Source organism: Enterobacter sp. Crenshaw (assembly GCF_024734705.1).
Taxonomy (GTDB): domain Bacteria; phylum Pseudomonadota; class Gammaproteobacteria; order Enterobacterales; family Enterobacteriaceae; genus Enterobacter; species Enterobacter asburiae_B.
This window is the reverse complement of sequence record NZ_CP102932.1, coordinates 1,658,360-1,685,017: the sequence shown is the minus strand read 5'-3', so window position 1 is coordinate 1,685,017 and position 26,658 is coordinate 1,658,360. Positions and strand designations below refer to the sequence as shown.

The window sequence follows — 26,658 nt, the reverse complement described above, 5'->3', positions numbered from 1 at the left end:
TGTTTTATTGTTCGAACAATCCTAAAAAGCAGAAAAATGTGTTGCCACCTGTTTATTTTTCCCGTTGGAACCCTTATTACTTGGTATACTGAAGATGCTTTCAGAAAAACATGCATTGAACCTCAGAGCCGTTGTCTTCTAACACGCATTAAGGGGGTTATAATGGAAAAGAATAGTGAAGTGATCCAGACCCATCCACTGGTTGGCTGGGATATCAGTACCGTAGATAGCTACGATGCGCTGATGCTGCGTTTGCACTACCAGACCCCGAATCAACTCAACCGTGAAGAAGCGGAAGTTGGACAGACGCTGTGGCTAACAACAGACGTCGCCCGTCAGTTTATTTCTATTTTAGAGGCAGGTATTGCAAAAATAGAATCTGGCGACTATCAGGAAAATGAGTATAAACGGCACTAAGCTTATGCCCACTTTTCTCTCTACAGGCACCCTCGCGGTGCCTTATTTATTTCTCCCTTGTCTAACCCCGCGTTGTTAATTACTCTGCTAACAAAACATCAGTTTATGAGATGCATATGAGATACGACTTAATCATTATTGGTAGCGGCTCCGTGGGTTCCGCCGCCGGTTATTACGCAACACAGGCAGGTCTGAAGGTCCTGATGATCGATGCCCACCTTCCTCCTCATTCGGAGGGCAGCCATCATGGCGATACCCGTCTCATGCGCCATGCGTATGGAGAAGGCGAGCGCTATGTGCCGCTGGTGCTTCGCGCCCAGACGCTGTGGGATGAACTGGCGACACAGACCGAAGAGCGTATTTTCGAGCGTACCGGCGTCGTCAACCTTGGCCCTGCTCATTCTGATTTTCTCGCCGGCGTCGAGCGCAGCGCAAAAGCCTTTAATCTGGATGTCGAGAAGCTGGACGCAACGGGCATTACCGCGCGCTGGCCTGAAATTACCGTCCCGGACGATTACATCGGCCTCTTTGAAGCCCACTCCGGCGTGCTGCATTGTGAAACGGCAATCAAAACCTGGATCGATCTTGCCGCGAAGGCCGGCTGTGCGCAGCTGTTTAACTGTCCGGTGGAGGCCATCACCCATGGCGAGAATGGCGTCACGGTAACAACTCTTGACGGCGACTATTCAGCGTCCCACCTGCTCGTCAGCGCAGGAACCTGGGTCACTCGCCTGCTGCCGGAACTGCCAATCCAGCCGGTGCGCAAGGTCTTCTCCTGGTTCCAGTCGGATGGTCGCTACAGCGCGCAGAATAAATTCCCGGCCTTCACCGGCGAATTGCCGAATGGCGATCAGTTCTACGGTTTCCCTTCCGAGAAAGACGCGCTGAAAATCGGTAAACACAACGGTGGCCAGGCTATCGCCTCTCCTGACGAACGCAAGCCTTTTGGCGCTTTCCCACAGGATGGTTCGGAAGCCTTCTCGTTCCTGCGCACTATTCTTCCGGGCGTCGGTGGCTTGCTGTATGGCGCGGCCTGTACCTACGACAACACGCCGGATGAAGACTTCATCATTGATACCCTGCCAGGGCATGACAACGTCCTGCTGATTACCGGGCTGAGCGGCCACGGCTTTAAATTCGCTTCCGTGCTGGGCGAGATCGCCGCGCAGTTCGCCCAGGGTATCAAACCGCAGTTTGATCTGACGCCCTTCTCGCTCTCGCGTTTTAACGGATAATCCGCACGGGCTCTGGAGGTACCGGGGCCCGTTTTATTCACACTGCATTACGGGGCATTATGCGCAGGATCGTTAGCTTTCTGATGAGTAATATTCGCGAGCATTTCATGCTCTATATCTTATTGTGGGCGCTGCTGGCTATTATTGATTTTGTTTATATTGTATTTTATTGAAAACCCTGACTGACAATAATTGACATTAATTTAGCTTTATTGAAACTCTCAATTCCTCTTGCACGAAGACATTGAATTACCTTCGCCCTTTCCTTTCAAAATTGCTGAAATAAATAAAATACAAATCAATAGACAATTATTTCAGTTGCAATGTCACATCTTCCCGTTCATTTTTACTCTTCGGTTAATACGAAAATGGACATTCTGATGCAACTGCGTAACACCTCCCGGCGCTACGGAATAATATCCATAGGTTTGCACTGGATATTTGCTATTGCCGTCTACGGTATGTTTGGCCTTGGACTCTGGATGGTCACGCTCAGCTATTACGACGGCTGGTATCACCAGGCACCGGAGTTACATAAAAGCATTGGCGTTCTCCTGATGCTGGGTCTGGTTTTTCGCGTGATCTGGCGACATATTTCCCCGCCGCCCGCGGCGCCGAAGACCCACGGAAAAATGACCCGCCTGAGTGCCGTTGCCGCGCATATCGCGCTCTATGCGCTGCTCTTCGCCATTCTGATCAGCGGCTATCTTATCTCAACGGCGGACGGTAAGCCGATTAGCGTCTTTGGCCTTTTTGACGTCCCGGCAACGCTCAGCGATGCGGGCGCTCAGGCTGACACCGCCGGGGTCGTTCACCTCTGGCTTGCGTGGAGCGTCGTAATCCTGTCCGTGCTGCACGGGCTTGCCGCCCTCAAACACCATTTTATTGATAAAGACGATACGCTAAAGCGCATGCTTGGCCGCTCGTCAGTTGACTCTGGAGCATGAAATGAAAAAACACCTGCTGGGTATCGCCCTGGGTTCTCTGTTATTCACCGCCGGTTCCGCCGTGGCGGCTGATTATAAAATTGATAAGGAGGGCCAGCACGCTTTCGTCAATTTCCGTATTCAGCACCTGGGATACAGCTGGCTGTACGGTACCTTTAAAGATTTTGACGGCACATTCACCTTTGACGAGAAGAATCCTGCCGCCGATAAGGTCAACGTAACCATTAATACCAACAGCGTGGATACCAATCATGCTGAACGTGATAAACATCTGCGCAGTGGGGAATTCCTCAATGTCGGGAAATACCCACAGGCGACCTTCACCTCCACGGAAGTGAAAAAAGAGGGTGATAAGCTGAATATTACCGGCAACCTGACGCTTAACGGCGTAACAAAACCGGTCACGCTGGATGCTAAATTACTGGGTCAGGGTGACGATCCGTGGGGCGGTAAACGCGCAGGTTTTGAAGCGGCAGGTAAAATTCACCTGAAAGATTTTAATATCACAACGGATTTAGGCCCGGCGTCTCAGGACGTTGAGCTGATTATTTCCGTTGAAGGCGTACAGCAGAAATCATAATAGATGCGCCCGGCAGGCTTTCGCCGTGCCGGGCATTATTATCATTCCGGGTCAGGGATACCCAGTTTGGTATTCAGACGGCCGCGTGATTTATTAAAAATCTTGTTGCCGTTTTCACGTCCTGCGCGACGGCGACGCTGCTCTTCTTCCGGCAGGATGCTCTCTTCGCTGCACAGTTCGCTACAGCAGCCGTTAAACTTCTCGGCACAGGCCGGGCACTGAATGAACAGCAGATGACACCCGTCGTTTTTGCAGTTGGTGTGGGTATCGCACGGTGCGCCGCACTGATGGCACTGGGCAATAACGTCTTCAGAAATACGCTCACCCATACGCTCGTCAAAGACAAAGTTTTTCCCGATAAAGCGTACCGGTAAACCCTGCTCGCGGGCGCGGCGGGCGTACTCGATAATGCCGCCTTCAATATGCCAGACCTTATTAAAGCCGTTGTGCTTCATCCACGCGCTGGCTTTCTCACAGCGGATACCGCCGGTGCAGTACATAACGATCTTTTTATCTTTATGTTCCTGCATCATCTCAACCGCTTTGGGCAGCTGCTCGCGGAAGGTATCGGCCGGGATTTCCATCGCGTTCTCGAAATGCCCCACTTCGTATTCATAGTGGTTACGCATATCAATGAACACGGCATCCGGATCGTCAAGCATCGCATTCACTTCCGCAGCCTTAAGATATTCACCGACATCCGCCGCGTTAAACTCAGGATCGTCGATACCGTCCGCCACGATGCGTTCACGCACCTTCATGCGCAGCACCCAGAAGGATTTCCCGTCATCGTCCAGGGCAATGTTCAGGCGTAAGCCGTCGAGGGCCGGATCGAACTGATAAAGAAACTCGCGGAAGGCGCTGACTTTGCTTTCCGGTACGCTAATTTGCGCGTTGATGCCTTCACGGGCAAGGTAGACGCGGCCGAAGACGTTCAGGGCCGTGAACGCCTGATAAAGCGCATCGCGGGTCGCCTGCGGATCGTCGATCGTGAAGTATTTATAGAAAGAGATGGTTGTGCGCGGTTCGGTTTCAGCCAACATACGCGCTTTCAACATCTCATTCGACACGCGGTTGTGTAACACTGGCATGGTGTACAGTCCTGGAATCGTTAGAGAGAATGAAAAATCGGTCGGCATCATATAGCAAACAAAACCAATTTACATCCCCACAATTTACGCTACATTTCACACACCCTGATTAATCAGGCTTAACAATTGCTGTATTCGTGCACGCTTCGAAAGCAGATATTTTGGCTATGTCTCAAAAAATGAGACACTAGCAAAACAGGACGTTTGAACACAGGAAAGACATGACCCAGTTACCAAAATTTACTGCCGCCCTTTTGCATCCCCGCTATTGGTTGACCTGGCTTGGCATCGGCTTTTTATGGCTTCTGGTACAGCTTCCCTACCCTGTTATTTTTCGGTTGGGTAAATTTCTGGGCCGCTTCGCGCAACTTTTTATGAAGCGTCGCGCCAGAATCGCGTACCGCAATCTTGAGCTGTGTTTTCCCCAGATGAGCGAGCCAGAGCGTCACGATATGGTCGCGAAGAATTTCGAATCCGTCGGGATGGGGCTCATGGAAACCGGTATGGCGTGGTTCTGGCCGGACAAACGCATGGCCCGCTGGAGCGAGGTGACGGGAACCGGCATGGAGCCTGTGCATACGCTTCAGGCCAACCAGACGGGCGTTTTGCTGATCGGCGTTCATTTCCTGACGCTGGAAATCGGGGCGCGCATGTTCGGCATGCAGGCGCCGGGCATTGGCGTTTATCGTCCTAACGATAACCCGGTCATCGATTTAATCCAGACCAACGGCCGCATGCGCTCCAACAAAAGCATGATCGACCGTAAGGATCTGAAGGGGATGATCCGCGCGCTGAAATCCGGTGAAGTGGTCTGGTATGCCCCCGACCACGACTATGGCCCACAGGCCAGCGTATTTGTCCCCTTCTTCGCCGTTGAAGAGGCCGCCACAACGACCGGTACCTGGATGCTGGCGCGGATGTCTAAAGCTGCCATCGTGCCTTTCGTCCCTCGTCGTAAGCCGGATGGTTCAGGCTACGAGCTAATGATGCTGGAACCGGAGCTTGCGCCACCGCTTGACGATGCGGAAACCACCGCGCGCTGGATGAACAGCGTTGTGGAGAAGTGCATCATGCTGGCGCCCGAGCAGTATATGTGGCTGCACCGCCGTTTTAAAACGCGTCCACAAGGCACGCCTTCCCGCTATTAATCCTCATGCGGTCCTCAGGGCCGCATGCCGTTTTAGCTTTAAAAGCTCCTCGTCATTGCGGCAATCATAACCCAGGCGCATAATTAGCAGGCTTATTACTTTATGCTTCAGGTGCTCTGCACCTCATTATGCGGATAGTTATGTCACCCTCAGATGCCCCCATAAACTGGAAGCGTAACCTCGCGGTTGCGTGGCTTGGCTGTTTTCTTACCGGCGCGGCCTTTAGCCTGGTCATGCCCTTCCTGCCGCTCTACGTCGAACAGCTTGGCGTAACGGGCCACAGCGCGCTCAATATGTGGTCCGGTCTGGTATTCAGCATCACGTTTCTCTTTTCCGCGATGGCCTCGCCCTTCTGGGGCGGCCTTGCCGACCGCAAGGGACGTAAAATCATGCTGCTGCGTTCGGCGCTGGGGATGGCCATTATCATGGCGCTTATGGGCGTGGCGCAGAACGTCTGGCAGTTTCTGATCCTGCGCGCGCTGCTGGGCCTGCTGGGGGGATTTATTCCCAACGCGAATGCCCTGATAGCCACGCAAATCCCCCGCCATAAGAGCGGCTGGGCGCTAGGAACACTCTCCACCGGCGGCGTGAGCGGTGCTCTGCTGGGACCGCTGGCCGGCGGATTACTGGCGGATAACTACGGCCTGCGGCCGGTCTTCTTTATCACCGCCAGCGTGTTGTTCCTGTGCTTTATCGTCACCCTGCTCTGTATCCGGGAAAACTTCACGCCTGTCGCCAAAAAAGAGATGCTCCACGCCAGAGAGGTGCTGACCTCGCTCAAAAATCCCAGACTGGTGCTGAGCCTGTTCGTGACGACAATGATTATCCAGGTGGCTACCGGGTCGATTGCCCCTATTCTGACGCTGTACGTTCGCGACCTGGCGGGTAACGTTAGCAATATTGCGTTCATCAGCGGGCTGATTGCCTCCGTGCCCGGCGTGGCGGCGCTGCTGAGCGCCCCGAGGCTGGGTAAACTGGGAGACCGCGTTGGTCCCGAGAAAATCCTGATCTGCGCGCTGGTCATTTCCGTCCTGCTGCTTATCCCGATGTCGATGGTGCAAACGCCATGGCAGCTGGGCGTCCTGCGCTTTTTACTGGGTGCCGCTGACGGCGCGTTGCTGCCCGCCGTACAGACCCTGCTGGTCTACAACTCCACGAACCAGATCGCCGGGCGTATTTTCAGCTATAACCAGTCATTCCGCGATATCGGTAACGTCACCGGACCGCTGCTCGGAGCCGGGATCTCCGCCAGCTTCGGTTTTCGCGCCGTCTTTATCGTGACGGCGGGCGTCGTATTGTTCAATGCCATTTATTCATGGTTCAGTTTATCCCGCGCGCTGCGGCCCGTGACGGAATAAGACGAACGCCTGATAGCTTATTTTCGCATTCATACTTGCAGAATCTTATATTCAGCTATTCTTTCCCTGAAACCTTCTGGAAAACAGGGAGACACCAATGACCATGTACGCCACGCTGGAAGAAGCTATTGATGCCGCTCGTGAAGAGTTCCTCGCCGACAACCCCGGCGTTGAAGAAGAAGATGCTGACGTGCAACAGCTTAATATCCAAAAATACGTTCTGCAGGATGGGGATATTATGTGGCAGGCCGAATTCTTTGCCGATGAAGGTGAAGAAGGGGAATGTTTGCCGATATTAAGTGGTGAAGGTGCGCAGGCCGTCTTTGATGGCGACTATGACGAAATCGAACTTCGGCAGGAATGGCTGGAAGAGAATACCCTGCACGAGTGGGATGAGGGTGAGTTTCAGCTCGAGCCGCCGCTGGATACGGAAGAAGGTCAAACCGCAGCCGACGAGTGGGACGAGCGTTAATTTACGCTATTCGTAAGGGCCGTGGCTGGCATCGATCGGCAGCAACAGCGTGTCGAAAATCAGCGAGAACGGCAGATCGAGCACGGTCAGGTAACGCCACGCGGAATCACGAAGATCCCATTTCACGCCCGGGTAATACTGATTTCCGTGACCTTGCCCTGGAATGGTGCGACTGATGATACTGCCGCAGCCGCTGAGCAGGCATGCCACCATAACGACGATGATTATTCTCATCTTTAACCTCTAAAAAAATACCGGCGATTAAGCCGGTATTTTATCTGGCGGGTGGCGCTTCGCTAACCCGCCTTACTTAACTGCTTACTTCGCCTTCAGAGCGAGCGGATTCAGCTTCACGTCCTTATAGTAGTTCACCCACGAAGAGTATTTCTCCGGAGCGGACCACACGCGGTAGTGAAGACGCGCCATTGTCACCGGGTCGCTCAACAGCACCAGACGACGGTCGCGGTTGAGTTTTTCCGGGGTCTCGTTAAGCGCCTGCTCAACGTGACGATCGCGGGCAATCTCCAGCACCTGGCTGGCGCGGTGACGCGCGGTCGCCATTGCCGTCGCCAGGGCGTTGAATGACGGGTTAAACACGGCGTGCATGAAGCCGTCATCCAGCGAGCGACTGCGGTTCTGTTCCAGGTAACGATCGGTATCCACCAGCACCTGCGGCGGGGAATACTCTTCCGGGATCAGGAACAGCTTCCAGCGTTTGGTTCGCAACCCCACCGTTGAACGGCTGGAAATCACGGACACAAACGGCGACAGGATCAGCGAGAATACAATCGGCGCCAGCCAGAACAGGAAGCGCAGATCCAGCCACGCCATCCCGGCAGCCCACACCAGACCCAGCAGAAGCTGAGAACCGTGGCGCATAAAGGCTTCACCCCACGGCGTGGAGTCGTCGTCACGCTGCGGTGAGTTCCAGACCACTTCCCAGCCCAGGAACGCACTGACCACAAACACGGTGTGGAACAGCATACGTACCGGCGCCAACAGGACGGAGAACAGCACTTCCAGCAGCAGCGAAAGGGTCACGCGGAAGAAACCGCCGTACTCTTTCGAGCCTTTGCACCAGATCAGGATGATGCTGAGCAGCTTAGGCAGGAACAGCAGCACCATGGTGGAGGCAAACAGCGCAATCGCCAGCTCCGGACGCCACTGCGGCCACACCGGGAACAGCTGCCGCGGTTGCAGGAAGTATTGCGGCTCCGTCAGGGCATGGACAACCTGCAGCGCAGTGGAGAGCGCGAGGAACATAAACCACAGCGGTGCAGAGAGATAGGACATCACGCCCGTCAGGAACACCGCGCGGTGAACCGGGTGCATCCCTTTTACCAGGAACAGGCGGAAGTTCATCAGGTTACCGTGACACCAGCGGCGGTCACGCTTGAGCTCGTCCAGCAGGTTCGGCGGCAGCTCTTCGTACGATCCCGGCAGGTCGTAGGCAATCCAGACGCCCCAGCCAGCACGACGCATCAGCGCCGCTTCTACGAAGTCATGCGACAGAATAGAACCGGCAAACGAACCCTCACCCGGCAGCGGCGCCAGCGCACAGTGTTCAATGAACGGCTTCACGCGGATAATGGCGTTGTGACCCCAGTAGTGCGACTCACCCAGCTGCCAGAAGTGCAGACCGGCCGTAAACAGCGGCCCGTAAACACGGGTGGCGAACTGCTGGCAGCGCGCATAAAGGGTGTCCATTCCGGACGCTTTTGGCGAGGACTGAATGATACCGGCGTTAGGGTTGGCCTCCATCAGACGCACCAGACCGCTCAGGCAGTCTCCGCTCATGACGGAGTCAGCATCCAGCACCACCATGTAGCTGTACTGGTTACCCCAGCGACGGCAGAAGTCATCGATGTTGCCGCTTTTACGCTTCACGCGACGACGGCGGCGACGGTAGAAGATCTGGCCTTCGCCCTGCACTTCTGCAATCAGCTCCATCCACGCTTTTTGTTCCGCCACGCAGATATCCGGGTTGTAGCTGTCGCTCAGGATGTAAACGTCGAAATGCTCCGCGTTGCCTGTCGCCTTCACGGACTCCCAGGTCGCACGCAGGCCCGCAAATACGCGGTCAACGTCCTCGTTACAGATAGGCATAATCAGCGCGGTACGGTGCTCGGGATTAAGGGGTTCATCCCCGACCGTTGACGCCGAAATGCTGTATTTGTCACGCCCCATGAGCAATTGCAGGAAGCCCATCAGCGCGGTCCAGAAACCGGCCGAGACCCAGCAGAAGAGGACCGCGAACAGCAGGAGAATGCCGCTCTGCAGGATATACGGCAGCAGCTGCATGAAGGAGACCCAGAGATCCTGGCCCATCATGTCCGTTGGGTTGATAAACGCCCAGCCCTGGTAAGGCAGGATAGTTTTCATGTACCAGGTCGCGACGACCGTCTGCGCCAGCGTCAGAAGCAGCAGGATATAGCGACGGATTGTCCCGACGGTACGCCATTTCTGTTCGGACGCCTGCTCTTCTTTCGTCAGGCGCGACAGATAGCGCGGCGTCACATCACGCCCGCGCAGGCGATCCCAGAAGCGACCCACCGGGTTGGTGCGCCATGGATCGGGGAACATAGAGGAACGCGTAGCCTTCGGCATCGCCTGAAGCTGATCGCGTCCTTCATCGTCTTTAATCAACTGCCCTTCCGCCAGCGAGTCCGGCCAGGCCTGCTCCAGACGCGCCTTGACTGACCCGAGCGGCGTATCATCATCACGGGAAAACGTATGATGTTCACCATCCAGCGCGGTGTGAACCGCGCGGATGTCGCTCTTTGGCAGTGCCGCTTTTTCGATATCCGTCAGCGGCATGGCATCAATATATTCAGATGTATTATTCATTGGCAGGTAGCTGATAGCTCCAGGTTTCACTCAGCGGCTGATCGTTACTGACCAGCGCAGCACGCATTTCAGTGGTCTGTTTCGGATCTTTCACTTTCACGCGCAGGGTCAGACGCCAGCCTTTGGTTACCGGGTTGTAACGCACGGTATTCTCAACGATCTCACCGTTATCACCGATGCTGGCCTGAGCGGCAACGGCGGTGTCCGGCGACAGTTTCTTCATATCCTGGCCTGTGAAGTCCACGACAAACGCCACGGTACCGTCAGGCTGACGGATAAGATTAGACTGCTTCACATCACCCGTTGAGCGGCGAGTCTGCATTACATACGCGTTATCCGGCGCATGCAGCTTATCTTCGTCGCGGCTGAAGGTAATGGTGTACTTGAAGTTCATCTCTTTACCGGCTTCCGGCAGTTGATCCGGCGTCCAGTAAGCGACGATGTTATCGTTGGTTTCGTCGTTGGTTGGAATTTCTACCAGCTCGACCTTGCCTTTACCCCAGTCACCGTTTGGCGTGACCCAGGCGCTTGGACGCTGGTCATAGCGATCGTCCAAATCTTCAAAGCGGGAGAACTGACGACCACGCTGCAGCAGGCCAAAACCTTGCGGGTTTTCCATTGCGAAGCTGCTAACCGCGAGATGTTTCGGGTTATTCAGCGGACGCCAGATCCACTCGCCGTTGCCGGCATGAATAGACAGACCGTTGGAGTCGTGCAGTTCCGGACGGAAGTTGGTAGCCGGTGACGGCTGGTTCGGCCCAAACAGGAACATACTGGTCAGTGGCGCAACGCCCAGTTTGCCCACTTTATCACGCAGGTAAACCTTGGACTGCACGTCAACTACCGTGTCACGACCCGGCATAATTACAAAGCGATAGGCACCGGTTGCACGCGGGGAATCCAGCAGCGCATAAATGGTCAGACGCTTATCCGTTGGCTTTGGACGTTCAATCCAGAACTCACGGAAACGCGGGAACTCTTCACCTGATGGCAGCGCGGTATCAATAGCCAGACCACGCGCAGAAAGCCCGTAAACCTGCCCCGCGCCGATAACGCGGAAATAGCTGGCTCCAAGCATGCTGACGATTTCGTCGTTTTTATCTTTGCTGTTGATCGGGTAAAGCACCTTAAAGCCTGCGAAGCCCAGGTCTTTCACCGTATCTTTGTCGTGTTGCACATTGCCAAAATTGAAGTAATCCGGGCTGTACTTGATCTTACGTACCGCGGTTGCCGTCACTTCATTGATGGCAACAGGCGTGTCGAAGTACATACCCTGATGATAAAATTCAAGCTTGAACGGGGTTTTAATATTGCTCCAGTACGCTTTGTCGTGATTGAACTGGATCTGCTGATAGTCCGCATACTTCATGTCGCGGAAAACGGAGGGCAAGTTACTTTTCGGCGCTTCGTAGCTCTTGCCTGCCATCGATTTTGCCTGTTTTGCGACATCGTCGATGTTAAAGGCCAGTGCCGATGAGGTATACAGTGATAACACCACTGCAGCACCCAACCAACGCATTTTCATCATCTGTGGTTTATGTTTCATAATAAGTAAGCACTTCCCCCTTTGTGTGCTTATATCGATCCGATCCATTTTAATGGAAACTCAGGCAATCCGACAACATTATCACTGCTTTGTTCAGCTGCTGGCTCATGGAATAAGCAAATGAAAGAACCCGCTATTCACTTTGCGTGCTTATCCTGGAGACAGGGTGTCGGTCTTGGTGTAGGGTTGGCTTCGAATGTAACCATTATGAGTCTTAGGGATAAGACGAAAAGTCTGAGAATGCACAACGTTATATGAGCACAACACCAACAGAACGTGAATATTTCCTCGACTCGATCAGGGCCTGGCTGATGCTATTGGGGATCCCCTTTCACATTTCACTGATTTACTCCAGCCACACCTGGCATGTGAATAGCCAGATGCCCTCCTGGTGGCTGACGCTGTTTAATGACTTTATTCACGCCTTCCGTATGCAGGTGTTCTTCGTCATATCCGGCTATTTTTCTTACATGCTGTTTCTGCGATACCCGCTCAAGCGCTGGTGGAAAGTGCGCGTAGAGCGCGTGGGGATCCCCATGCTGACCGCAATACCACTGCTGACGCTGCCTCAGTTCATTATGTTGCAATATGTCAAAGGCAAAGCGGAGAACTGGCCGAACCTTACGCTGTATGAAAAGTACAATACGCTGGTCTGGGAGCTGGTGTCTCACCTGTGGTTCCTGCTGGTGCTGGTGGTGCTCACAACGGTGAGCCTGTTGATTTTCAGCCGCCTGCGCCACCGTCTGAGTACAAAAGCCGACACCTTCTTCGCCAACGTTACGATGGGCAAACTGTCTGTGCTCTTCTTGCTGTTGGGGATTGCCTATGCCGCCGTGCGACGGACGCTGCTTATCGTCTATCCGCCGATTTTGAGCGACGGGTTATTTAATTTTGTGGTGATGCAGTCCCTGTTCTACATTCCGTTCTTTTTAATCGGCGCGCTGGCCTTTATTCATCCGAAGCTTAAATCGCTGTTTGTCACCCCGTCACCGTGGTGCGCGCTGGGGGCAAGCCTCGCGTTCGCGGCCTATCTGCTGAATCAGCGCTACGGCAGCGGCGACGCCTGGATGTATGAAACGGAAAGCGTGATCACTATGCTGCTGGGGCTGTGGATGGTGAACGTCGTATTCGCGCTGGGCCACCGCTTGCTGAACTTTAAGTCCAGCCGCGTGACCTACTTCGTTAATGCGTCACTGTTTATCTATCTGGTGCATCACCCGTTGACGCTTTTCTTCGGGGCTTACATCACACCGCACATCGCCTCCAACACGCTGGGCTTCTTTACCGGGCTGGTGTTTGTTGTAGGGGTTGCAATCGTACTCTACGAAATCCATCTGCGGATCCCGCTCCTGCGCTTCCTCTTTTCAGGAAAACCACAGGCAAAAGCCTCATAAATCACGCGGCGCATCAGATGCGCCGCGTTTGCATCAGCTCTCCAGTTCTTGTCTGCGCTGAGTCAGAAGCCGCTGATAAAGATGCGTGGTGTCGTCGTCGAAACAGACAAAAATCACCTTCTCTGGCAGCGGTTTTAGCGACAAATAGCGGTAAACCGTTTCAACGGCGATCGTTGCGGCAGCGGCCTTAGGGTAACCATACACGCCGGTGCTGATAGCCGGAAATGCCATCGTTTTATAACCGTTGTCGGCGGCCAGTCGCAGACAGTTCCGGTAAGCCTCTTCCAGAATACTCGCTTCGTGCTGATCACCGCCATGCCAGACCGGCCCTACCGCGTGAATTACCGCTCTCGCAGGCAGATTGCCCGCCAGCGTAATCACCGCGTGACCGGGAGGACATTCGCCCTGCTGTTGCCGCACGGTTTTACAGGCTTCCAGCAGCTGCGGTCCGGCAGCCCGGTGGATAGCCCCGTCCACGCCGCCTCCCCCCATCAGGGAGGGATTGGCCGCATTGACGATAACGTCGACGTGCACTGTCGTAATATCGCCATGAATAATTTCAATTTGCGGTTTCATAAAGCCCCTCTGCAACCCGCCATTTTCTTAAGTGTATCGCAGAGGAGACCGGGAGAAAAAACTATCAGAAAAAATCCTCATCCACCGCAGGGCGGGAGAGCGCGCATTAGCGATACTGGATTTCAACAACCGCGAGCGTTTTTTCAGGATTAAGGTATTTCATATTGAGCGTTGCCACGTTTGAGTCGCTCACTTTCCCGTTAAGCGCCTCTTCATAGCTGACCATACGCGTTTGCATACGGTTATTATCTGGACATGACATGGCAAACTGTTGCTTCTGGGGAGTGACTTCACAGGGGTCGGCGACAATGGCACCGCGAAAATGAATGACACCGCCGTCAACAACCGTGGCCGAATAAGCCGGGATACTCAAAGCAGAAACGACCAGACCCAGACCTGCCACGAGTCGAGCAAAATAGTTGTTCATTATAGGTACTCCTCAATGAAAATCGTCCATGAGGGGTAAACGCGCTTCATTTATTATTGCAAACGAAGTTTCACGTTACGGAACATAACGACCTGGTCCCTGATATCAGCATAGCTCAACGGCACAGACCCGCCACATTCTCAACCTATTGATTTTATGAACGTTTAGAGCGAGCGCTCCGCTGGCGACCACTGTTGTGATAAATGCAGCGATTTACCGTCTGAAACGGTGACAACGATTTTTACCGTGTCTCCCGCATTAATATTTAAACTCAGGCGCATTAAATCAATCGTCTGATTAGCGGGTATAAAAAGTGTGTTTTGCTGCCGGGAAGAACTTTGTCCCCCCTGCCCTTCTCGCACAGAAACAATCTGAACCTGACAATCACACGACTGCGCCAGAGTGACCTGAGGAACAATGGTGGTCATATTTTCCTGCTGTGACGTTTTGAAGGTTATCTGGCTGGAAAGCGCGGCGAGTAGAATTAAGGTATTCATGATGAACTCCCGAAAAAAAACAGGGCTGATGCCCTGTTTTTTTGTAGCACAGATTTCAGTATCAGTACTGATGAGCTGACGCGTGGTTACCAAAACCGATCTGGGTAACGTTAACAGTCGAGTTGGACGCAGTCTGGTCTACGAGTGCACCGTTAAAGCCGCCGGACTGGCTAACGTTCATAACGGATTTTTTACTGTTCCACTGATCAAGTGTCGCACTGTTGCCAAAACCTTTCTGGGTCAGGTTGATTTTACTGTCATCAGAGCCCTGACCAACGTCAGCACCGTTAAAGCCGCCGGTCTGGCTAATATTCAGGACGGAATTTCTGGCGTCTGTCTGCAGGGCAACCGCGGAGTTACCGCCACCGTTCTGATAAATATTCAGAGTTGAATTTGGGCCACTGTTTCCACCATGACCATGTCCATGACCCCATCCGCCCTGATTAATAGAACCCGCCATAGCACTACCAGAAACTACGATTGCTGCAAGTGCTGCCACTTTGATAAATTTCATGGTAAACCCCCATCGGATTGATTAAAGTCGTCGCGAACGCGCTAATGTTGAATAACGTTAATCGCCATTTGCGACTGTTTCTGCACTACAACTGCGGTTTTCTGCGTACCGTACTGCGTAATATTTGCTCTATTACCCGACCCTTTCTGGATAATTTTCGCGCTATTACCGTATCCATCTTGCGTAATACCTGCATTATTCCCGTTACCGCTCTGATCGATCCAGGCTAAATTGTAACTCCCTGATTGATCAACTCTCGCTCTGTTACCCGCCCCATCCTGAGATACAATGGATAAGAGTCTTGAACCGTCCTGGCTAACCTCAGCGTTATTGAAAACGCCCCGTTGACCAATAATGGCTGCCTGATTGAGTGATGAAAGACTTAATTCGTTAACCGCAAAGTTATATTCAGCATTTGCCAAATCTGAATTCGCTGCGGTTACAAATCCAGGCGCACCCAGTAATGTAAACATCATAATTAACGATGTGTTTTTCATGTTGTCACCCTGGACCTGGCTATTTAATCATGCCATAACCCTATAACAATGCTACTTGTTAAAACGACTCGTATTGTGTTAACGCGTCGTTACGGTGAAGAGTATGTCCGCTGAAACATTTTAAATATCTCACCCGCGCGGCTTATTTTTATTTATCGGCTCACCACAAAGTCGTAATTTACATCAAAAATCACTTTAATCAGGTCAGCTTATATTTTTTATTAAGCAGGTCTTGCGATCGGGTTGTACAACGGGATGAAGGCTGTCCAGGCGTCATCCCGCGTTGTTTAAACGTAACGGCTGGAGATCATTTTTCTCAGTGCGTGACACGACGCCTGTTTTCTTAAGCCAGGCAGTAGCCCATTCATGGGCTTAGAAATAATCTGAAACTCATACTTAATTACTGCTGCGTAAAAATAAGAAATAACCTCAAAAATCAATCATATAAAAATATTTGTATGATTTTTAAAATCTGTGCACATCTATTTATATGTACAACTTTTTCATCAATTATTACCATTAACAACAAGCAGTTTTCACAAATTAATATTGATTTTTACATTCTGTTACACGTTTAACACTTGCTTTAAACTTCGTAAAAGCTAGATTGAAATTAGATGTACGAAATTGGTTTTATATTTACCTCCCTGTGGAGGTTATGGTCTGATTCTACACACAGCAGTGCAACATCTGTCAGTACTTCTGGTGTCCTCTAATAAACAGGAGGACAGCTGCCAGGTGCCAGGTGCCAAAAAAAAGTGGGGTTTCATCATGTATAATGAAGTCCATAGTTTACATGGTCATACATTACTGTTGATCACAAAACCTTCTTTGCAAGCGACAGCGTTATTACAACATTTAAAGCAATCTTTATCACTGAACGGGAAATTGCATAATATTCAACGTTCTTTTGATGATATTGCACCTGGCAGCATCATTCTTTTCGATATGATGGAAGCTGATAAAAAGCTTATCCATTACTGGCAAGATATTTTAAGCAGGAAAAACAATAATATCCGCGTGCTATTGTTGAATACGCCTGATGAATATCCTTTCAGAGATATTGAAAGCTGGCCGCATATCAATGGCGTATTCTACGTCACGGAAGAAGAAGACCGGGTGGTAGAGGGGCTGCAAGGTATATTGCGCGGAGAGTGTTATTTTTCGCAAAAGCTTGCCAGCTATCTCATCACGCACTCCGGAAATTATCGCTATAACAGTTCAGAGTCCGCGCTGCTCACGCACCGTGAGAAAGAGATCCTGAACAAGTTACGCATTGGTGCTTCAAATATTGAAATCGCCCGTTCGTTATTTATCAGCGAAAATACGGTAAAGACGCACCTTTATAATCTTTTCAAGAAGATAGCTGTTAAAAACCGAACTCAGGCTGTTTCGTGGGCAAACGATAACCTCAGGCGTTAATCACATGAAGCGCACGTTGAGTTGGATCGCCGCAGCGAGTTTCCTGCTCGCTGCCGGGAATCTGAAGGCCGTCGAGGTCGAAGTTCCCGGATTGTTAACAGACCACACTGTCTCATCGGTCGGGCACAGTTTTTACCGCGCCTTCAGTGACAAATGGGACAGTACCTACACCGGAAATATAACAATCAACGAGCGGCCCAGTGCACGATGGGGAAGTTGGATAACAATAACGGCTAATCAGTACGTTATTTATCAAACGTTTTTATTCCCGACCAAAATAGACTTCGATAAAAACGTAGCCTTAGCACTGGCACAATCAGAAGACGCTATTAATCGCCTGCAAATAGATAAAGCCCTATTAAGCACCAGCGATTTAGCAAAAGACGAGTTCTAGCGAACCGATATGCGGAGGCTGTCATGCGTATTGCATATGCAGTTGTTTCGATAATGCTGATAACACCCATAAGCTGGGCCGGAAACATGACGTTTCAGTTCCGTAACCCTAACTTTGGCGGTAACCCTAATAACGGCGCGTTCCTGTTGAACGAAGCCCAGGCGCAAAACTCCTATAAGGATCCCAGCTTAAAGGATTTTAGCGTTGATACCCCGTCCGCACTGGACAACTTCACTCAAGCTATTCAGTCGCAGATTTTAGGGGGGTTACTGACCAACATTAATACCGGTAAACCCGGCCGCATGGTGACCAACGACTTTATCGTTGATATCGCCAATACTGACGGACAGCTTCAGTTGAACGTGACCGATCGTAAAACCGGAAGAATCTCCACTATTCAGGTTTCCGGTCTACAAAGTAATTCAACTGACTTTTAAACAATAGCTAAATAAGGACAACGATCATGCAGCGCTTCCTGATATTTGTTGCAGTGTGCTTATTGAGCGGTTGTTTAACTGCTCCACCTAAAGAAGCTGCAAAACCGACATTAATGCCTCGGGCCCAGAGTTATCGCGATTTAACGCATTTACCTTCACCTACGGGGAAAATATTTGTCTCCGTATACAACATTCAGGATGAAACCGGGCAATTTAAACCTTACCCGGCAAGTAACTTCTCCACGGCTGTGCCGCAAAGCGCCACCGCCATGCTGGTTACCGCGCTCAAGGATTCGCACTGGTTTATTCCGCTGGAACGTCAGGGGCTCCAGAACCTGTTGAATGAACGCAAAATCATTCGTGCCGCTCAGGAAAATGGCACCGTCGCGGACAATAACCGCATGCCTCTGCAATCTCTGGCGGCAGCGAACGTGATGATCGAAGGATCGATTATTGGCTACGAAAGTAACGTTAAGTCGGGTGGTGCAGGAGCTCGTTACTTCGGTATCGGTGCGGATACCCAGTACCAGCTTGACCAAATCGCCGTCAACCTGCGTGTGGTTAACGTCAGTACAGGCGAAGTGCTCTCTTCGGTGAACACCAGCAAAACCATTCTGTCTTATGAAGTGCAGGCTGGGGTATTCCGCTTCATCGATTACCAGCGTTTGCTGGAAGGTGAAATTGGCTACACCTCTAACGAGCCGGTCATGATGTGCCTGATGTCAGCCATTGAAACCGGCGTGATCTTCTTAATCAACGACGGTATTGACCGCGGGCTGTGGGATCTGCAAAACAAAGCAGACGTGCAGAACCCGATACTGGTGAAATACCGCGATATGTCAGTCCCTCCGGAATCCTGACAGGAAGCGCATAAAAAAGGCGAGATGATTATCTCGCCTTTTTTTATTCGCTCACCGCAGTGATGTTTTGCGCTTTTCCCCGTCGCGACGCCAGCCAAAGACCGCTGTTTTTCATGGCATAGCCAAACAGCAACCCCAGCGCCAGGGAGGGAACCACCAGCTTCCAGTCACCCTGCCCTGCAAAGGTCGCGCACGCCCCCATAAAGGTCCCCGGCACAAATGAAAGCAGCAGATGCTTAGCCTGGATGCACATTAAAAAGGCAACGACACCCGTCATGACGTACCCCAGCATCTCCAGATGTGGCGCCAGCGCGCTGCCCTTCATGATCACCAGCGCCCAGATAACACCGCTCATCAGCGTGCAGCCAGAGATAAAGAGCCCTTTGACGCCCCCCTGCGGACAGGCGAAATAGGCGGTGCAGCCGAGGAACCCGGCCCAGCTGAGCAATCCGAGAGACACGGCTACCCATCCCCAGAGCCCGGAGAGAATACCTGTCGTTAGTGCGATACAAAGTAATATATTCATGGCGCGCATCTTAGCAGATGCGCACTATAGAAATGAGATCAGAAGCACATTACGTGCAAGTTGAAATGTTGAGTTGCAGAATTTATGTGATCTAAATCACTCCTCGTTCTCTTCTTCCAGCTCATCCCACATTGCCGCAATAGCGTCGCGGGTCAGCGGGGCCAGCGTTCTCCAGAACGGCGAGGTGGCATGCGCTTCGACTTTACCCAGGAATGTCCCGACCCACGGCAGCAGGTACGTTTCGAACAAGGTTTCGATGGCTTCATTCTCATCATCACCGGCGTTGTCTTCGATCCAGGACGCCGCCAGCAGCAGCGTACCGATATGATCGGCTGGCGTATCGCTCAGCGGCATACCGCGCGTGGAGAGGAACGCGCGGACTTCCGCTTCCGTTGCCCCGTCCTGCCAGGCTGAACGGTATGGCGAAACGCGGCACTCATCGCCGACGAACAGCGCATTGTAGTCCGTCGCGATCTGCTGCATGTCGCAGCTTTTTTGCAGACGTTCCAGTAAATCATCCTGTTCCAGCGGCCAGTTCTGCGCCAGTTTGCCTTCACGAATTAACGTAAAGAGCGGAACCAACAGCGGGTCTTGCGGCTGGCGATAATAGAGCGTACCCAGCACGCGGCAGAGGATGGAAAACTCGTTCATTTTTATGATTCCATTACACAATTAAAGATCGGCAAATTCGGCTATCGGTTCCATTCCGCGCGACTCGAGGAAATCGAGCATGCGGCGTGGGGTCACGTTCAGGATTTGCGCTTCCGGGAAGTTAACATCATTCAGCACTTTCAGGCACTCGCTGAAATCGCCCAGCGTAAACGCGGTATGAGAGTCTGAGCCCAGCGCCACCATGCCACCTGCGTCACGCACGGCGGCAGCCACTTCGCGACAGTTGGCTTCACTGCCCTTACGCGAGTGCACAAAAGAGGAGTTGTTAATCTCCAGCGCCACGCGGTGCTTCGCTGCCGCCTGCGCGACAGCCTGAATATCAATCGGATACCTCGGGTTACCGGGGTGGCTGATAATGTGCACATTGCCGCTGGCAATGGTGGCAATCATCGCCGCGGTGTTGGTGTCTTTATCCTGAGGCGGGAAAACCGGCTCATGAAAACCGGCGAGGATAAGGTCAAGAGATGTCAGCATCGGGCCGGTGCAGTCGATCTCACCGTCGGTATTTTTGATGTTCGCCTCAATGCCGCGCAGTATCCCAATGCCGTCCACCAGGCGTGGCCAGATCCGCATATTCACAAAATGCCAGTAGTGCGGCGCATCCGCCATGTCCGGGCCATGATCGGTGATCGCGAACAGCTTGATGCCTTTAAGCTTCGCCTGGGCGATATAATCATGGAGGTTGCTATACGCGTGGGTGCTGGCGACGGTGTGCATATGCAGGTCAACGGGATACATCTCTCTCTCCTCTGCGGTTTTTCCAAAGGATAGCAGTTATCAGCGGCGAATATTAGCAAAAACCCGGCGAACGCCGGGTTTCTCTCAGTAGCCGCGCTGTCTGTCGACCTGTCCGGTGACCGCGTTACCCTTTTCCATTTCGCTGATGGTATGGGATATATACGCCACCGCTTCTGCCGGACGCGTCACGGCAGCCACGTGCGGGGTCATCGCCACGCGCGGGTGCGCCCACAGCGGGCTTTCCGCGGGCAGCGGCTCACGGCTATAGACATCCAGCATGGCGCCTTTTAGCTTTCCGCTGTCCAGCGCCTTCAGCAGATCGCCTTCCACGACATGGACCCCGCGCGCCAGGTTCATCAGGTAGCTCTGATCGACGAGCTGATTGAGCAGGGCTTCATTGATGATCCCTACCGTTTCCGCCGTGTTTGGCAGCAGGTTAATAAGCACGCGTGTCCCTTTCAGGAATGCAGGAAGCTCATCCGTTCCGGCAAAACTCTCAACGCCCGGATAATCCTTGCGGCTGCGGCTCCAGCAGCGCAACGGGAATCCCCACGGGGCAAGCGCTTCGGCCACTTTTGAGCCCAGCACGCCCGCACCGAGTATGCCGATCGTAAAGTCTTCGCGATGGTACTCCGGCAGCGGCTCCCAGTGGGCTCGCTGTTTAAAGGCCTGATAATCATCAAAGCGGCGGAACCAGTGCAGCACCTGGCTCACGGCATATTCCTGCATTTGCTGGCCCATTCCGGTATCTTCCAGGCGGAAAAGGGGGACATCTTCCGGCAGCATTTCAGGATGTGCCTTCAGTTTGCTCAGAATGGAATCCACGCCGGCTCCCAGGGCAAAAACGGCCTTCAGCTTGCGGCCCTGGAGCATTTCTACCGGAGGATGCCAGACCAGCGCATAGTCAGCATGTTCATTATCGCCACGCTTCCACTCGCGAACGCGTGCGCCGGGTAACGCCGCCGAAAGCGCCTTGATCCAGTATGCCGTATCAAACGTTGGGTGATAGAAAAGTATATCCATAGTCATTCCTGCCTTTTATTGCGCTGATTTATTTTGCTTTTTCACTGGACGGTCAGCATAACAAATTTATAGCGCGACTGTGTTGCTGATAAAAAAGACGCTTTCAGCACATTTAAGAATCATGTTGCCTGAAGTTTGTCTAAACGCGCTAAATTACTGAAAAAGTGAGTTGACGGCAGTTCGGCTTTTCCTTACATTAGCGCCCGTCCCGGCAACAACGGGATGACAATATGGTGAGGTGTCCGAGTGGCTGAAGGAGCACGCCTGGAAAGTGTGTATACGGCAACGTATCGGGGGTTCGAATCCCCCCCTCACCGCCATATTTAAGATAAGAGCTCGTACGAAAGTACGGGCTTTTTTCTTTTATATTCTCCGAAAAGGGGGGGAAGAGAACCCCCGACCGGGGTTCGACAACTGGCGACAGCCAGTTGGACAGACTGAGAGCGCAGCGAACAGGCTGCCCGCAGGGCGAGCGAAGCGAGTCAATCCCCCCCTCACCGCCATATTTAAGATGAGAGCTCGTACGAAAGTACGGGCTTTTTTCTTTTATATTCTCCGTAAAGGGGGGGATGAGAACCCCCGTTGCTATATGCAGCTCGGTGCGGCCTGAGCCCCTCACCCTGCCCCTCTCCCCAGGGGAGAGGGAAGTGTTATTCTTCCACCATCCGCGCATACTCTTCGGTCAGAAAATCCACCAGCGTCCTGACGGACGGCAGCAGGCCGCGCCGCGAAGGATAAACAGCATGAATCACTTCCCGTCTGGGTTCCCATGCGTCGAGCACCCGTACCAGTTCCCCCGTCGCCAGCTGGTCCTTAACCATCAAAATCGGCAGCTGCACCACGCCGATGCCTGCCATGGCAGCTCCACGTAGCGCCAGCATGTCGGTGGTGATCAATCGAGGATGGTAATGGATCTCCGCTTTGGCACCTCCGGGACCGGACAGCTCCCATTTATGAATATGTTTCCCCTCGTTCATGCTTAACCCGGGCCAGGCACTGAGTTCAGACGGCACGACGGGTTCTCCCATGCGTTGAATCAACGCCGGACCCGCGACCAGACAATGTCCCCTGTCAGCCAGCACCCTTAATACCAGATCGCTGTCATCAAACGGACGCGGGCGTACGCGGATCGCGATATCAACCCCCTCTCCCACCAGGTCTACCCGCCGGTTGGTCGCCTCAAGCTGAAGATTGATCCCGGGGTAGCGCGCCATAAATCTGGCCAGCATCGGACCCACGTGGACATGCAACAGAGTTATCGGGCACGTAATTCTGACAACACCGCGCGGTTCAGCCTGCAGTGCCGCAACGGCTTCCTCCGCGGCCTCGGCCTCCACCATCATCGCTTTACAGTGCTGGTAGAAGGTCTGCCCGACCTCGGTCACCGTAAACTGTCGGGTTGTTCGGTGGATAAGCCGCACGCCAAGGCGTTCTTCCAGCTGCGCTATCCGGCGGCTTAGCCTGGACTTTGGCAGATCAAGCGCCCTTCCCGCCGCCGCAAAGCCGCCGTAGTCCACCACCTTCACAAACCAGACGAAGTCATTGAGATCCTGCATAAATCCTCATCGTTCCATTTTCAGAACAGTGAATGCCATTTTCACTATCTACCGGAGTATTAACTCTGAATATAAGCTAATTACATCAACAGAACATCAGGAGTTAATCATGAAAAACGTAACAGGCGTTTATACCGCTCCCCGCCAGCACTGGGTTGGCGATGGTTTCCCGGTACGTTCGATGTTTTCTTACCAAACCCACGGCGAGCCGCTGAGCCCGTTCCTGCTGCTGGACTACGCGGGCCCGTACACCTTTCCGGCAGATGGGGCGAAACGCGGCGTAGGCCAACACCCTCACCGGGGTTTTGAAACGGTCACCATCGTCTATTCCGGTGAAGTAGAGCATCGCGACTCCACGGGCAAAGGCGGCGTCATTGGCCCCGGCGACGTGCAGTGGATGACGGCAGGTGCAGGCATTTTGCACGAGGAGTTCCACTCCAGCGCGTTCTCGCAGAAAGGCGGAGAACTGAAAATGATGCAGCTTTGGGTCAACCTGCCGGCCAAAGACAAGATGGCGGCACCGGGCTACCAGAGCATGACGAAGGATGCGATCCCGATCGTGACGCTACCGGATAACAGCGGTTCGCTGCGGGTTATTGCCGGTCGCTACGAGGCTGTAACCGGCCCGGCGCACACCTTCTCACCTCTCAACGTCTGGGACATCGCGCTGAACCTGGGAAGCCATCTGACGCTCAATCAGCCCGAAGGCTGGAGCACCGCGCTGGTCGTGCTTGAAGGCAACATTACGGTGAACGGTACAACGCAGGCGGGTGAAGCCCAGCTGGTCGTTTTGAGTCAGGAAGGCGACAAACTGCACCTGGAGGCGAACAGCGATGCCAAAGTGCTGCTGATGGCCGGCGAGCCGCTGAATGAACCCATCGTGGGCTATGGCCCGTTTGTGATGAACAGTAAAAGCGAAATCAACGAAGCCATTCGTGATTTTAATTCCGGCCGCTTCGGCCAGATCTGAAATTAATAAAGGAGAAGATAATGTCTACACCTGCGAATTTTAATGGCGCACGTCCGGTTATTGATGTGAACGATGCGGTGATGTTGCTTATCGATCACCAGAGCGGTCTGTTCCAGACCGTTGGGGATATGCCAATGCCGGAACTGCGCGCCCGTGCGGCTGCGCTGGCAAAAATCGCGACTCTGGCGAAGATCCCGGTGATCACCACCGCGTCCGTCCCGCAGGGACCGAACGGACCGCTTATCCCGGAGATCCACGCCAACGCGCCGCATGCGCAGTATGTTGCCCGTAAAGGCGAGATCAACGCCTGGGATAACCCGGAGTTTGTTGCGGCGGTCAAAGCGACCGGGCGCAAGACGCTGATTATTGCGGGTACAATCACCAGCGTCTGCATGGCCTTCCCATCAATCAGCGCGGTGGCGGACGGCTATAAGGTGTTTGCGGTGATTGATGCCTCCGGCACCTACAGCAAAATGGCGCAGGAGGTCACCCTGGCGCGCGTGATGCAGGCCGGTGTGGTTCCGATGGATACGGCGGCGGTGGCCTCTGAGATCCAGAGAACCTGGAACCGTGAGGACGCAGCCGAGTGGGCTGAGGTGTATACCCACATCTTCCCGGCTTACCAGCTGCTGATCGAAAGCTACGGCAAAGCACAGGAAGTAGTTAAAAACAGCGAAGTGCTCGATTCACAGCGTTAATAACCCGTGCTGCGACAAGAGCTGATTAAGGCTTAACCGAACGAGCACGAATACAGAAAATCTGCTTGACCGTGTTAGCGCAACTCCCTATAGTAGCGCCCCGTTGCCCCCCAAGCGGTCAGGCAGCAAAACAATATGGTGAGGTGTCCGAGTGGCTGAAGGAGCACGCCTGGAAAGTGTGTATACGGCAACGTATCGGGGGTTCGAATCCCCCCCTCACCGCCATATTTAAAGAAGAGCTCGCATGAAAATGCGGGCTTTTTTTTCGTATGTTGCACACCTCTGGGGGGATGAGAATCCCCCGACCGGGGTTCGACAACTGGCGACAGCCAGTTGGACAGACTGAGAGCGTAGCGAACAGTCTGCCCGCAGGGCGAGCGAAGCGAGTCAATCCCCCCCTCACCGCCATATTTAAAGAAGAGCTCGCATGAAAATGCGGGCTTTTTTTTCGCATGTTGCACGCCTGCGGGGGGGATGAGAATCCCCGACCGGGGTTCGACAACTGGCGACAGCCAGTTGGACAGACTGAGAGCGTTGCGAACAGTCTGCCCGCAGGGTGAGCGAAGCGAGTCAATCCCCCCCTCACCGCCATCTTTAAAGAAGAGCACGCATGAAAATGCGGGCTTTTTTTTCGCATGTTGCACACCTCTGGGGGGATGAGAATCCCCCGCTGCTATATGCAGCCCGGTGCGGCCTGAGCCCCTCCCCCTGCCCCTCTGGGATAAAAAGCACAAAAAACAAAGCCCGGTTTCCCGGGCCTTGAACACAACAGCAAACTCAATAATACGCTTGCAGCGTGCGCTGACAGAGCGCTGAACGCACGCAGTCCTCTTTAGTGAAGCGTACCACCCCAATCATCTCATCTTCCTCAAAACGTGACATGGCGTCGCTCAGCCCGGATTTCACGCCGGATGGCAGGTCACACTGGGTAATATCGCCGTTAACGATAACCGTCACGTTCTCCCCGAGGCGCGTTAAAAACATCTTCATTTGCGCAGCGGTCACGTTCTGAGCCTCGTCAAGAATGACGACCGCATTTTCAAATGTACGTCCGCGCATATAGGCGAACGGCGCGATTTCCACCTTGCCAATCTCTGGTCGCAGGCAGTACTGCATAAAGGATGCACCCAGTCGCTTCACCAGCACGTCATAGACGGGCCTGAAGTACGGAGCAAACTTCTCCGAAATATCTCCGGGCAGGAAGCCGAGATCTTCATCAGCCTGCAGTACAGGACGGGTAACAATAATGCGCTCCACATCCTTATGAATCAGCGCTTCCGCCGCTTTGGCTGCACTGATCCAGGTTTTCCCGCATCCGGCTTCACCGGTTGCAAAGATGAGCTGTTTACTCTCGATAGCATTCAGGTAGTGCGCCTGAGCCTCATTGCGCGCCACAATTGGAGAATTATCACGGCTGTCTCGGGCCATGCCAATTGCTTCTACGCCACTCATCTGCACAAGCGAGGTGACCGATTCTTCTTCACGCTGTTTATGGCTACGTGAATCCCGTCTCAGCACACGTTTTGCTTCGCGACGAGCTTTGATCACTGCTTTTTGTCTTCCCATGGATAGCACCTTGAGTTGTTGGTATTCATCACACGCGCCAGCTTCGGCACGATTATGCGCACGAACATCAGAGGGTTGGCTTCCTTGTAAGCCATTGCTTGCTTTATCGGATAACGATACGGAACAGCTACGCGCACCGTTCTGCACGTCGGTCGAATCAGATTCTTGAGGAAGGGGGGAGAATTTAGTGGTGAGGAAATCGCTGCCGGAGTCTGAGCCTCCGCGCCGGGTGCTGCGGTTGTTATGTTTA

The 26,658-nt window shown here is 53.2% G+C and carries 30 protein-coding genes, 2 tRNA genes and 2 other RNA genes; 19 read left to right on the top strand and 15 right to left on the bottom strand.

The annotated features are described in order from the left end of the window. The first annotated feature begins 162 nt into the window (after window positions 1-162). The 5 genes from bssS to NWV12_RS07915 all read left to right on the top strand — a co-directional run bounded on the left by bssS (window position 163) and on the right by NWV12_RS07915 (window position 3,179). Entirely contained in the window at window positions 163-417 is a 255-nt protein-coding gene (gene bssS / locus NWV12_RS07935) for a biofilm formation regulator BssS (protein ID WP_008500827.1), read from the top strand. A 116-nt stretch (window positions 418-533) separates the two neighbouring features. After that, window positions 534-1,652, top strand: coding sequence for an N-methyl-L-tryptophan oxidase (gene solA, locus NWV12_RS07930; RefSeq protein WP_048979213.1), 1,119 nt, complete (start codon window positions 534-536; stop codon window positions 1,650-1,652). Window positions 1,653-1,711: 59 nt separating this feature from the next. Next, window positions 1,712-1,825 carry a YceO family protein gene (locus NWV12_RS07925; protein WP_048979212.1) on the top strand — a complete coding sequence of 38 codons (114 nt, stop codon included), beginning with the start codon at window positions 1,712-1,714 and terminating at the stop codon, window positions 1,823-1,825. 207 nt (window positions 1,826-2,032) lie between these two features. Then, window positions 2,033-2,599: a cytochrome b gene (locus tag NWV12_RS07920; protein ID WP_033145194.1), complete on the top strand. Its 567-nt coding sequence runs from the start codon at window positions 2,033-2,035 to the stop codon at window positions 2,597-2,599. A 1-nt stretch (window position 2,600) separates the two neighbouring features. Next, window positions 2,601-3,179 (top strand): YceI family protein, encoded by a 579-nt coding sequence (locus tag NWV12_RS07915; protein ID WP_033145193.1) that lies wholly within the window; start codon window positions 2,601-2,603, stop codon window positions 3,177-3,179. Between the two features lie 41 nt (window positions 3,180-3,220). Here NWV12_RS07915 and NWV12_RS07910 read toward each other — a convergent pair whose 3' ends face one another. Next, the gene (locus NWV12_RS07910) at window positions 3,221-4,270 is read right to left on the bottom strand and encodes a rhodanese-related sulfurtransferase (protein WP_048979210.1); all 1,050 of its coding nucleotides are present in this window, start codon (window positions 4,268-4,270) and stop codon (window positions 3,221-3,223) included. A 221-nt stretch (window positions 4,271-4,491) separates the two neighbouring features. Here NWV12_RS07910 and NWV12_RS07905 point away from each other — a divergent pair, with 221 nt between their 5' ends. The 3 genes from NWV12_RS07905 (at window position 4,492) to NWV12_RS07895 (ending at window position 7,248) form a co-directional block, all read left to right on the top strand. Next, on the top strand, window positions 4,492-5,418 hold the full coding sequence (locus NWV12_RS07905) for a Kdo(2)-lipid IV(A) acyltransferase (protein ID WP_023311120.1): 927 nt from the start codon (window positions 4,492-4,494) through the stop codon (window positions 5,416-5,418). A gap of 140 nt (window positions 5,419-5,558) precedes the next feature. Further along, window positions 5,559-6,776 (top strand): multidrug efflux MFS transporter MdtG, encoded by a 1,218-nt coding sequence (mdtG, locus tag NWV12_RS07900; protein ID WP_048979209.1) that lies wholly within the window; start codon window positions 5,559-5,561, stop codon window positions 6,774-6,776. Between the two features lie 97 nt (window positions 6,777-6,873). After that, window positions 6,874-7,248 (top strand): MysB family protein, encoded by a 375-nt coding sequence (locus NWV12_RS07895; protein ID WP_023311118.1) that lies wholly within the window; start codon window positions 6,874-6,876, stop codon window positions 7,246-7,248. A gap of 6 nt (window positions 7,249-7,254) precedes the next feature. Here the strand turns inward: NWV12_RS07895 and NWV12_RS07890 are convergent, their stop codons facing one another. The 3 genes from NWV12_RS07890 to mdoG form a co-directional block, all read right to left on the bottom strand. Continuing rightward, window positions 7,255-7,482, bottom strand: coding sequence for a YceK/YidQ family lipoprotein (locus tag NWV12_RS07890; RefSeq protein WP_033145189.1), 228 nt, complete (start codon window positions 7,480-7,482; stop codon window positions 7,255-7,257). A gap of 84 nt (window positions 7,483-7,566) precedes the next feature. Beyond that, entirely contained in the window at window positions 7,567-10,095 is a 2,529-nt protein-coding gene (gene mdoH, locus NWV12_RS07885) for a glucans biosynthesis glucosyltransferase MdoH (protein ID WP_023311116.1), read from the bottom strand. Next, window positions 10,088-11,641 (bottom strand): glucans biosynthesis protein MdoG, encoded by a 1,554-nt coding sequence (gene mdoG / locus NWV12_RS07880; RefSeq protein WP_021240787.1) that lies wholly within the window; start codon window positions 11,639-11,641, stop codon window positions 10,088-10,090. The genes mdoH and mdoG overlap by 8 nt, the downstream gene beginning before the upstream one ends. A 254-nt stretch (window positions 11,642-11,895) precedes the next feature. Between mdoG and mdoC the strand changes: the two genes are divergently transcribed. Beyond that, complete coding sequence (gene mdoC / locus NWV12_RS07875; protein ID WP_039261736.1) at window positions 11,896-13,035, top strand: glucans biosynthesis protein MdoC; 1,140 nt, start codon at window positions 11,896-11,898, stop codon at window positions 13,033-13,035. A 33-nt stretch (window positions 13,036-13,068) separates the two neighbouring features. On the opposite strand, the gene ymdB is transcribed toward mdoC, so the two are convergent. From ymdB to csgB, 5 genes are all read right to left on the bottom strand, one after another. Further along, entirely contained in the window at window positions 13,069-13,611 is a 543-nt protein-coding gene (gene ymdB, locus NWV12_RS07870; protein WP_023311113.1) for an O-acetyl-ADP-ribose deacetylase, read from the bottom strand. Between the two features lie 106 nt (window positions 13,612-13,717). Further along, window positions 13,718-14,038 (bottom strand): type 1 fimbrial protein, encoded by a 321-nt coding sequence (locus tag NWV12_RS07865; RefSeq protein WP_047648111.1) that lies wholly within the window; start codon window positions 14,036-14,038, stop codon window positions 13,718-13,720. Between the two features lie 164 nt (window positions 14,039-14,202). Then, the gene (gene csgC / locus NWV12_RS07860; protein ID WP_033145185.1) at window positions 14,203-14,535 is read right to left on the bottom strand and encodes a curli assembly chaperone CsgC; all 333 of its coding nucleotides are present in this window, start codon (window positions 14,533-14,535) and stop codon (window positions 14,203-14,205) included. Window positions 14,536-14,596: 61 nt separating this feature from the next. Then, window positions 14,597-15,049, bottom strand: a complete 453-nt coding sequence (gene csgA, locus NWV12_RS07855) for a curli major subunit CsgA (RefSeq protein ID WP_033145184.1) — start codon at window positions 15,047-15,049, stop codon at window positions 14,597-14,599. A gap of 41 nt (window positions 15,050-15,090) precedes the next feature. Beyond that, on the bottom strand, window positions 15,091-15,546 hold the full coding sequence (gene csgB, locus NWV12_RS07850; protein WP_048979207.1) for a curli minor subunit CsgB: 456 nt from the start codon (window positions 15,544-15,546) through the stop codon (window positions 15,091-15,093). Between the two features lie 771 nt (window positions 15,547-16,317). Here csgB and csgD point away from each other — a divergent pair. From csgD to csgG, 4 genes are read left to right on the top strand one after another with little or no spacing between them, the layout of a single operon-like run. Further along, on the top strand, window positions 16,318-16,968 hold the full coding sequence (gene csgD / locus NWV12_RS07845; RefSeq protein WP_021240790.1) for a biofilm master transcriptional regulator CsgD: 651 nt from the start codon (window positions 16,318-16,320) through the stop codon (window positions 16,966-16,968). Window positions 16,969-16,972: 4 nt separating this feature from the next. Beyond that, complete coding sequence (gene csgE / locus NWV12_RS07840; RefSeq protein ID WP_033145182.1) at window positions 16,973-17,362, top strand: curli production assembly/transport protein CsgE; 390 nt, start codon at window positions 16,973-16,975, stop codon at window positions 17,360-17,362. Window positions 17,363-17,385: 23 nt separating this feature from the next. Beyond that, window positions 17,386-17,799: a curli production assembly/transport protein CsgF gene (gene csgF / locus NWV12_RS07835; protein ID WP_008500846.1), complete on the top strand. Its 414-nt coding sequence runs from the start codon at window positions 17,386-17,388 to the stop codon at window positions 17,797-17,799. Window positions 17,800-17,825: 26 nt separating this feature from the next. Beyond that, entirely contained in the window at window positions 17,826-18,659 is an 834-nt protein-coding gene (gene csgG / locus NWV12_RS07830; protein ID WP_025755858.1) for a curli production assembly/transport protein CsgG, read from the top strand. A 43-nt stretch (window positions 18,660-18,702) separates the two neighbouring features. On the opposite strand, the gene NWV12_RS07825 is transcribed toward csgG, so the two are convergent. The 4 genes from NWV12_RS07825 to ghrA all read right to left on the bottom strand — a co-directional run bounded on the left by NWV12_RS07825 (window position 18,703) and on the right by ghrA (window position 21,618). Then, on the bottom strand, window positions 18,703-19,185 hold the full coding sequence (locus NWV12_RS07825; RefSeq protein ID WP_074399111.1) for a DUF1097 domain-containing protein: 483 nt from the start codon (window positions 19,183-19,185) through the stop codon (window positions 18,703-18,705). Between the two features lie 96 nt (window positions 19,186-19,281). After that, window positions 19,282-19,836: a molecular chaperone gene (locus tag NWV12_RS07820; protein WP_033145180.1), complete on the bottom strand. Its 555-nt coding sequence runs from the start codon at window positions 19,834-19,836 to the stop codon at window positions 19,282-19,284. A 21-nt stretch (window positions 19,837-19,857) separates the two neighbouring features. Next, window positions 19,858-20,595, bottom strand: coding sequence for a phosphatase (locus NWV12_RS07815; protein ID WP_033145179.1), 738 nt, complete (start codon window positions 20,593-20,595; stop codon window positions 19,858-19,860). An 84-nt stretch (window positions 20,596-20,679) separates the two neighbouring features. Beyond that, entirely contained in the window at window positions 20,680-21,618 is a 939-nt protein-coding gene (ghrA, locus tag NWV12_RS07810; protein ID WP_048979206.1) for a glyoxylate/hydroxypyruvate reductase GhrA, read from the bottom strand. Window positions 21,619-21,850: 232 nt separating this feature from the next. Between ghrA and NWV12_RS07805 the strand changes: the two genes are divergently transcribed. Together NWV12_RS07805 and NWV12_RS07800 are read left to right on the top strand one after the other, a co-directional pair. After that, a tRNA-Ser gene (locus NWV12_RS07805) sits at window positions 21,851-21,938 on the top strand. 45 nt (window positions 21,939-21,983) lie between these two features. Further along, window positions 21,984-22,121, top strand: a non-coding RNA gene (locus NWV12_RS07800) — RtT sRNA. Between the two features lie 147 nt (window positions 22,122-22,268). Here NWV12_RS07800 and NWV12_RS07795 read toward each other — a convergent pair. Further along, complete coding sequence (locus NWV12_RS07795; protein ID WP_048979240.1) at window positions 22,269-23,174, bottom strand: LysR family transcriptional regulator; 906 nt, start codon at window positions 23,172-23,174, stop codon at window positions 22,269-22,271. 109 nt (window positions 23,175-23,283) lie between these two features. Here NWV12_RS07795 and NWV12_RS07790 point away from each other — a divergent pair, with 109 nt between their 5' ends. From NWV12_RS07790 to NWV12_RS07775, 4 genes are all read left to right on the top strand, one after another. Next, window positions 23,284-24,144 (top strand): pirin family protein, encoded by an 861-nt coding sequence (locus NWV12_RS07790; RefSeq protein ID WP_048979239.1) that lies wholly within the window; start codon window positions 23,284-23,286, stop codon window positions 24,142-24,144. A gap of 20 nt (window positions 24,145-24,164) precedes the next feature. Continuing rightward, window positions 24,165-24,842 carry an isochorismatase family protein gene (locus NWV12_RS07785; protein ID WP_048979238.1) on the top strand — a complete coding sequence of 226 codons (678 nt, stop codon included), beginning with the start codon at window positions 24,165-24,167 and terminating at the stop codon, window positions 24,840-24,842. Window positions 24,843-24,979: 137 nt separating this feature from the next. Further along, a tRNA-Ser gene (locus NWV12_RS07780) sits at window positions 24,980-25,067 on the top strand. Window positions 25,068-25,295: 228 nt separating this feature from the next. After that, a non-coding RNA gene (locus NWV12_RS07775) (RtT sRNA) lies at window positions 25,296-25,433 on the top strand. Between the two features lie 186 nt (window positions 25,434-25,619). Here the strand turns inward: NWV12_RS07775 and phoH are convergent. Further along, the gene (gene phoH, locus NWV12_RS07770) at window positions 25,620-26,408 is read right to left on the bottom strand and encodes a phosphate starvation-inducible protein PhoH (protein WP_024908976.1); all 789 of its coding nucleotides are present in this window, start codon (window positions 26,406-26,408) and stop codon (window positions 25,620-25,622) included. Window positions 26,409-26,658: the final 250 nt, after the last annotated feature.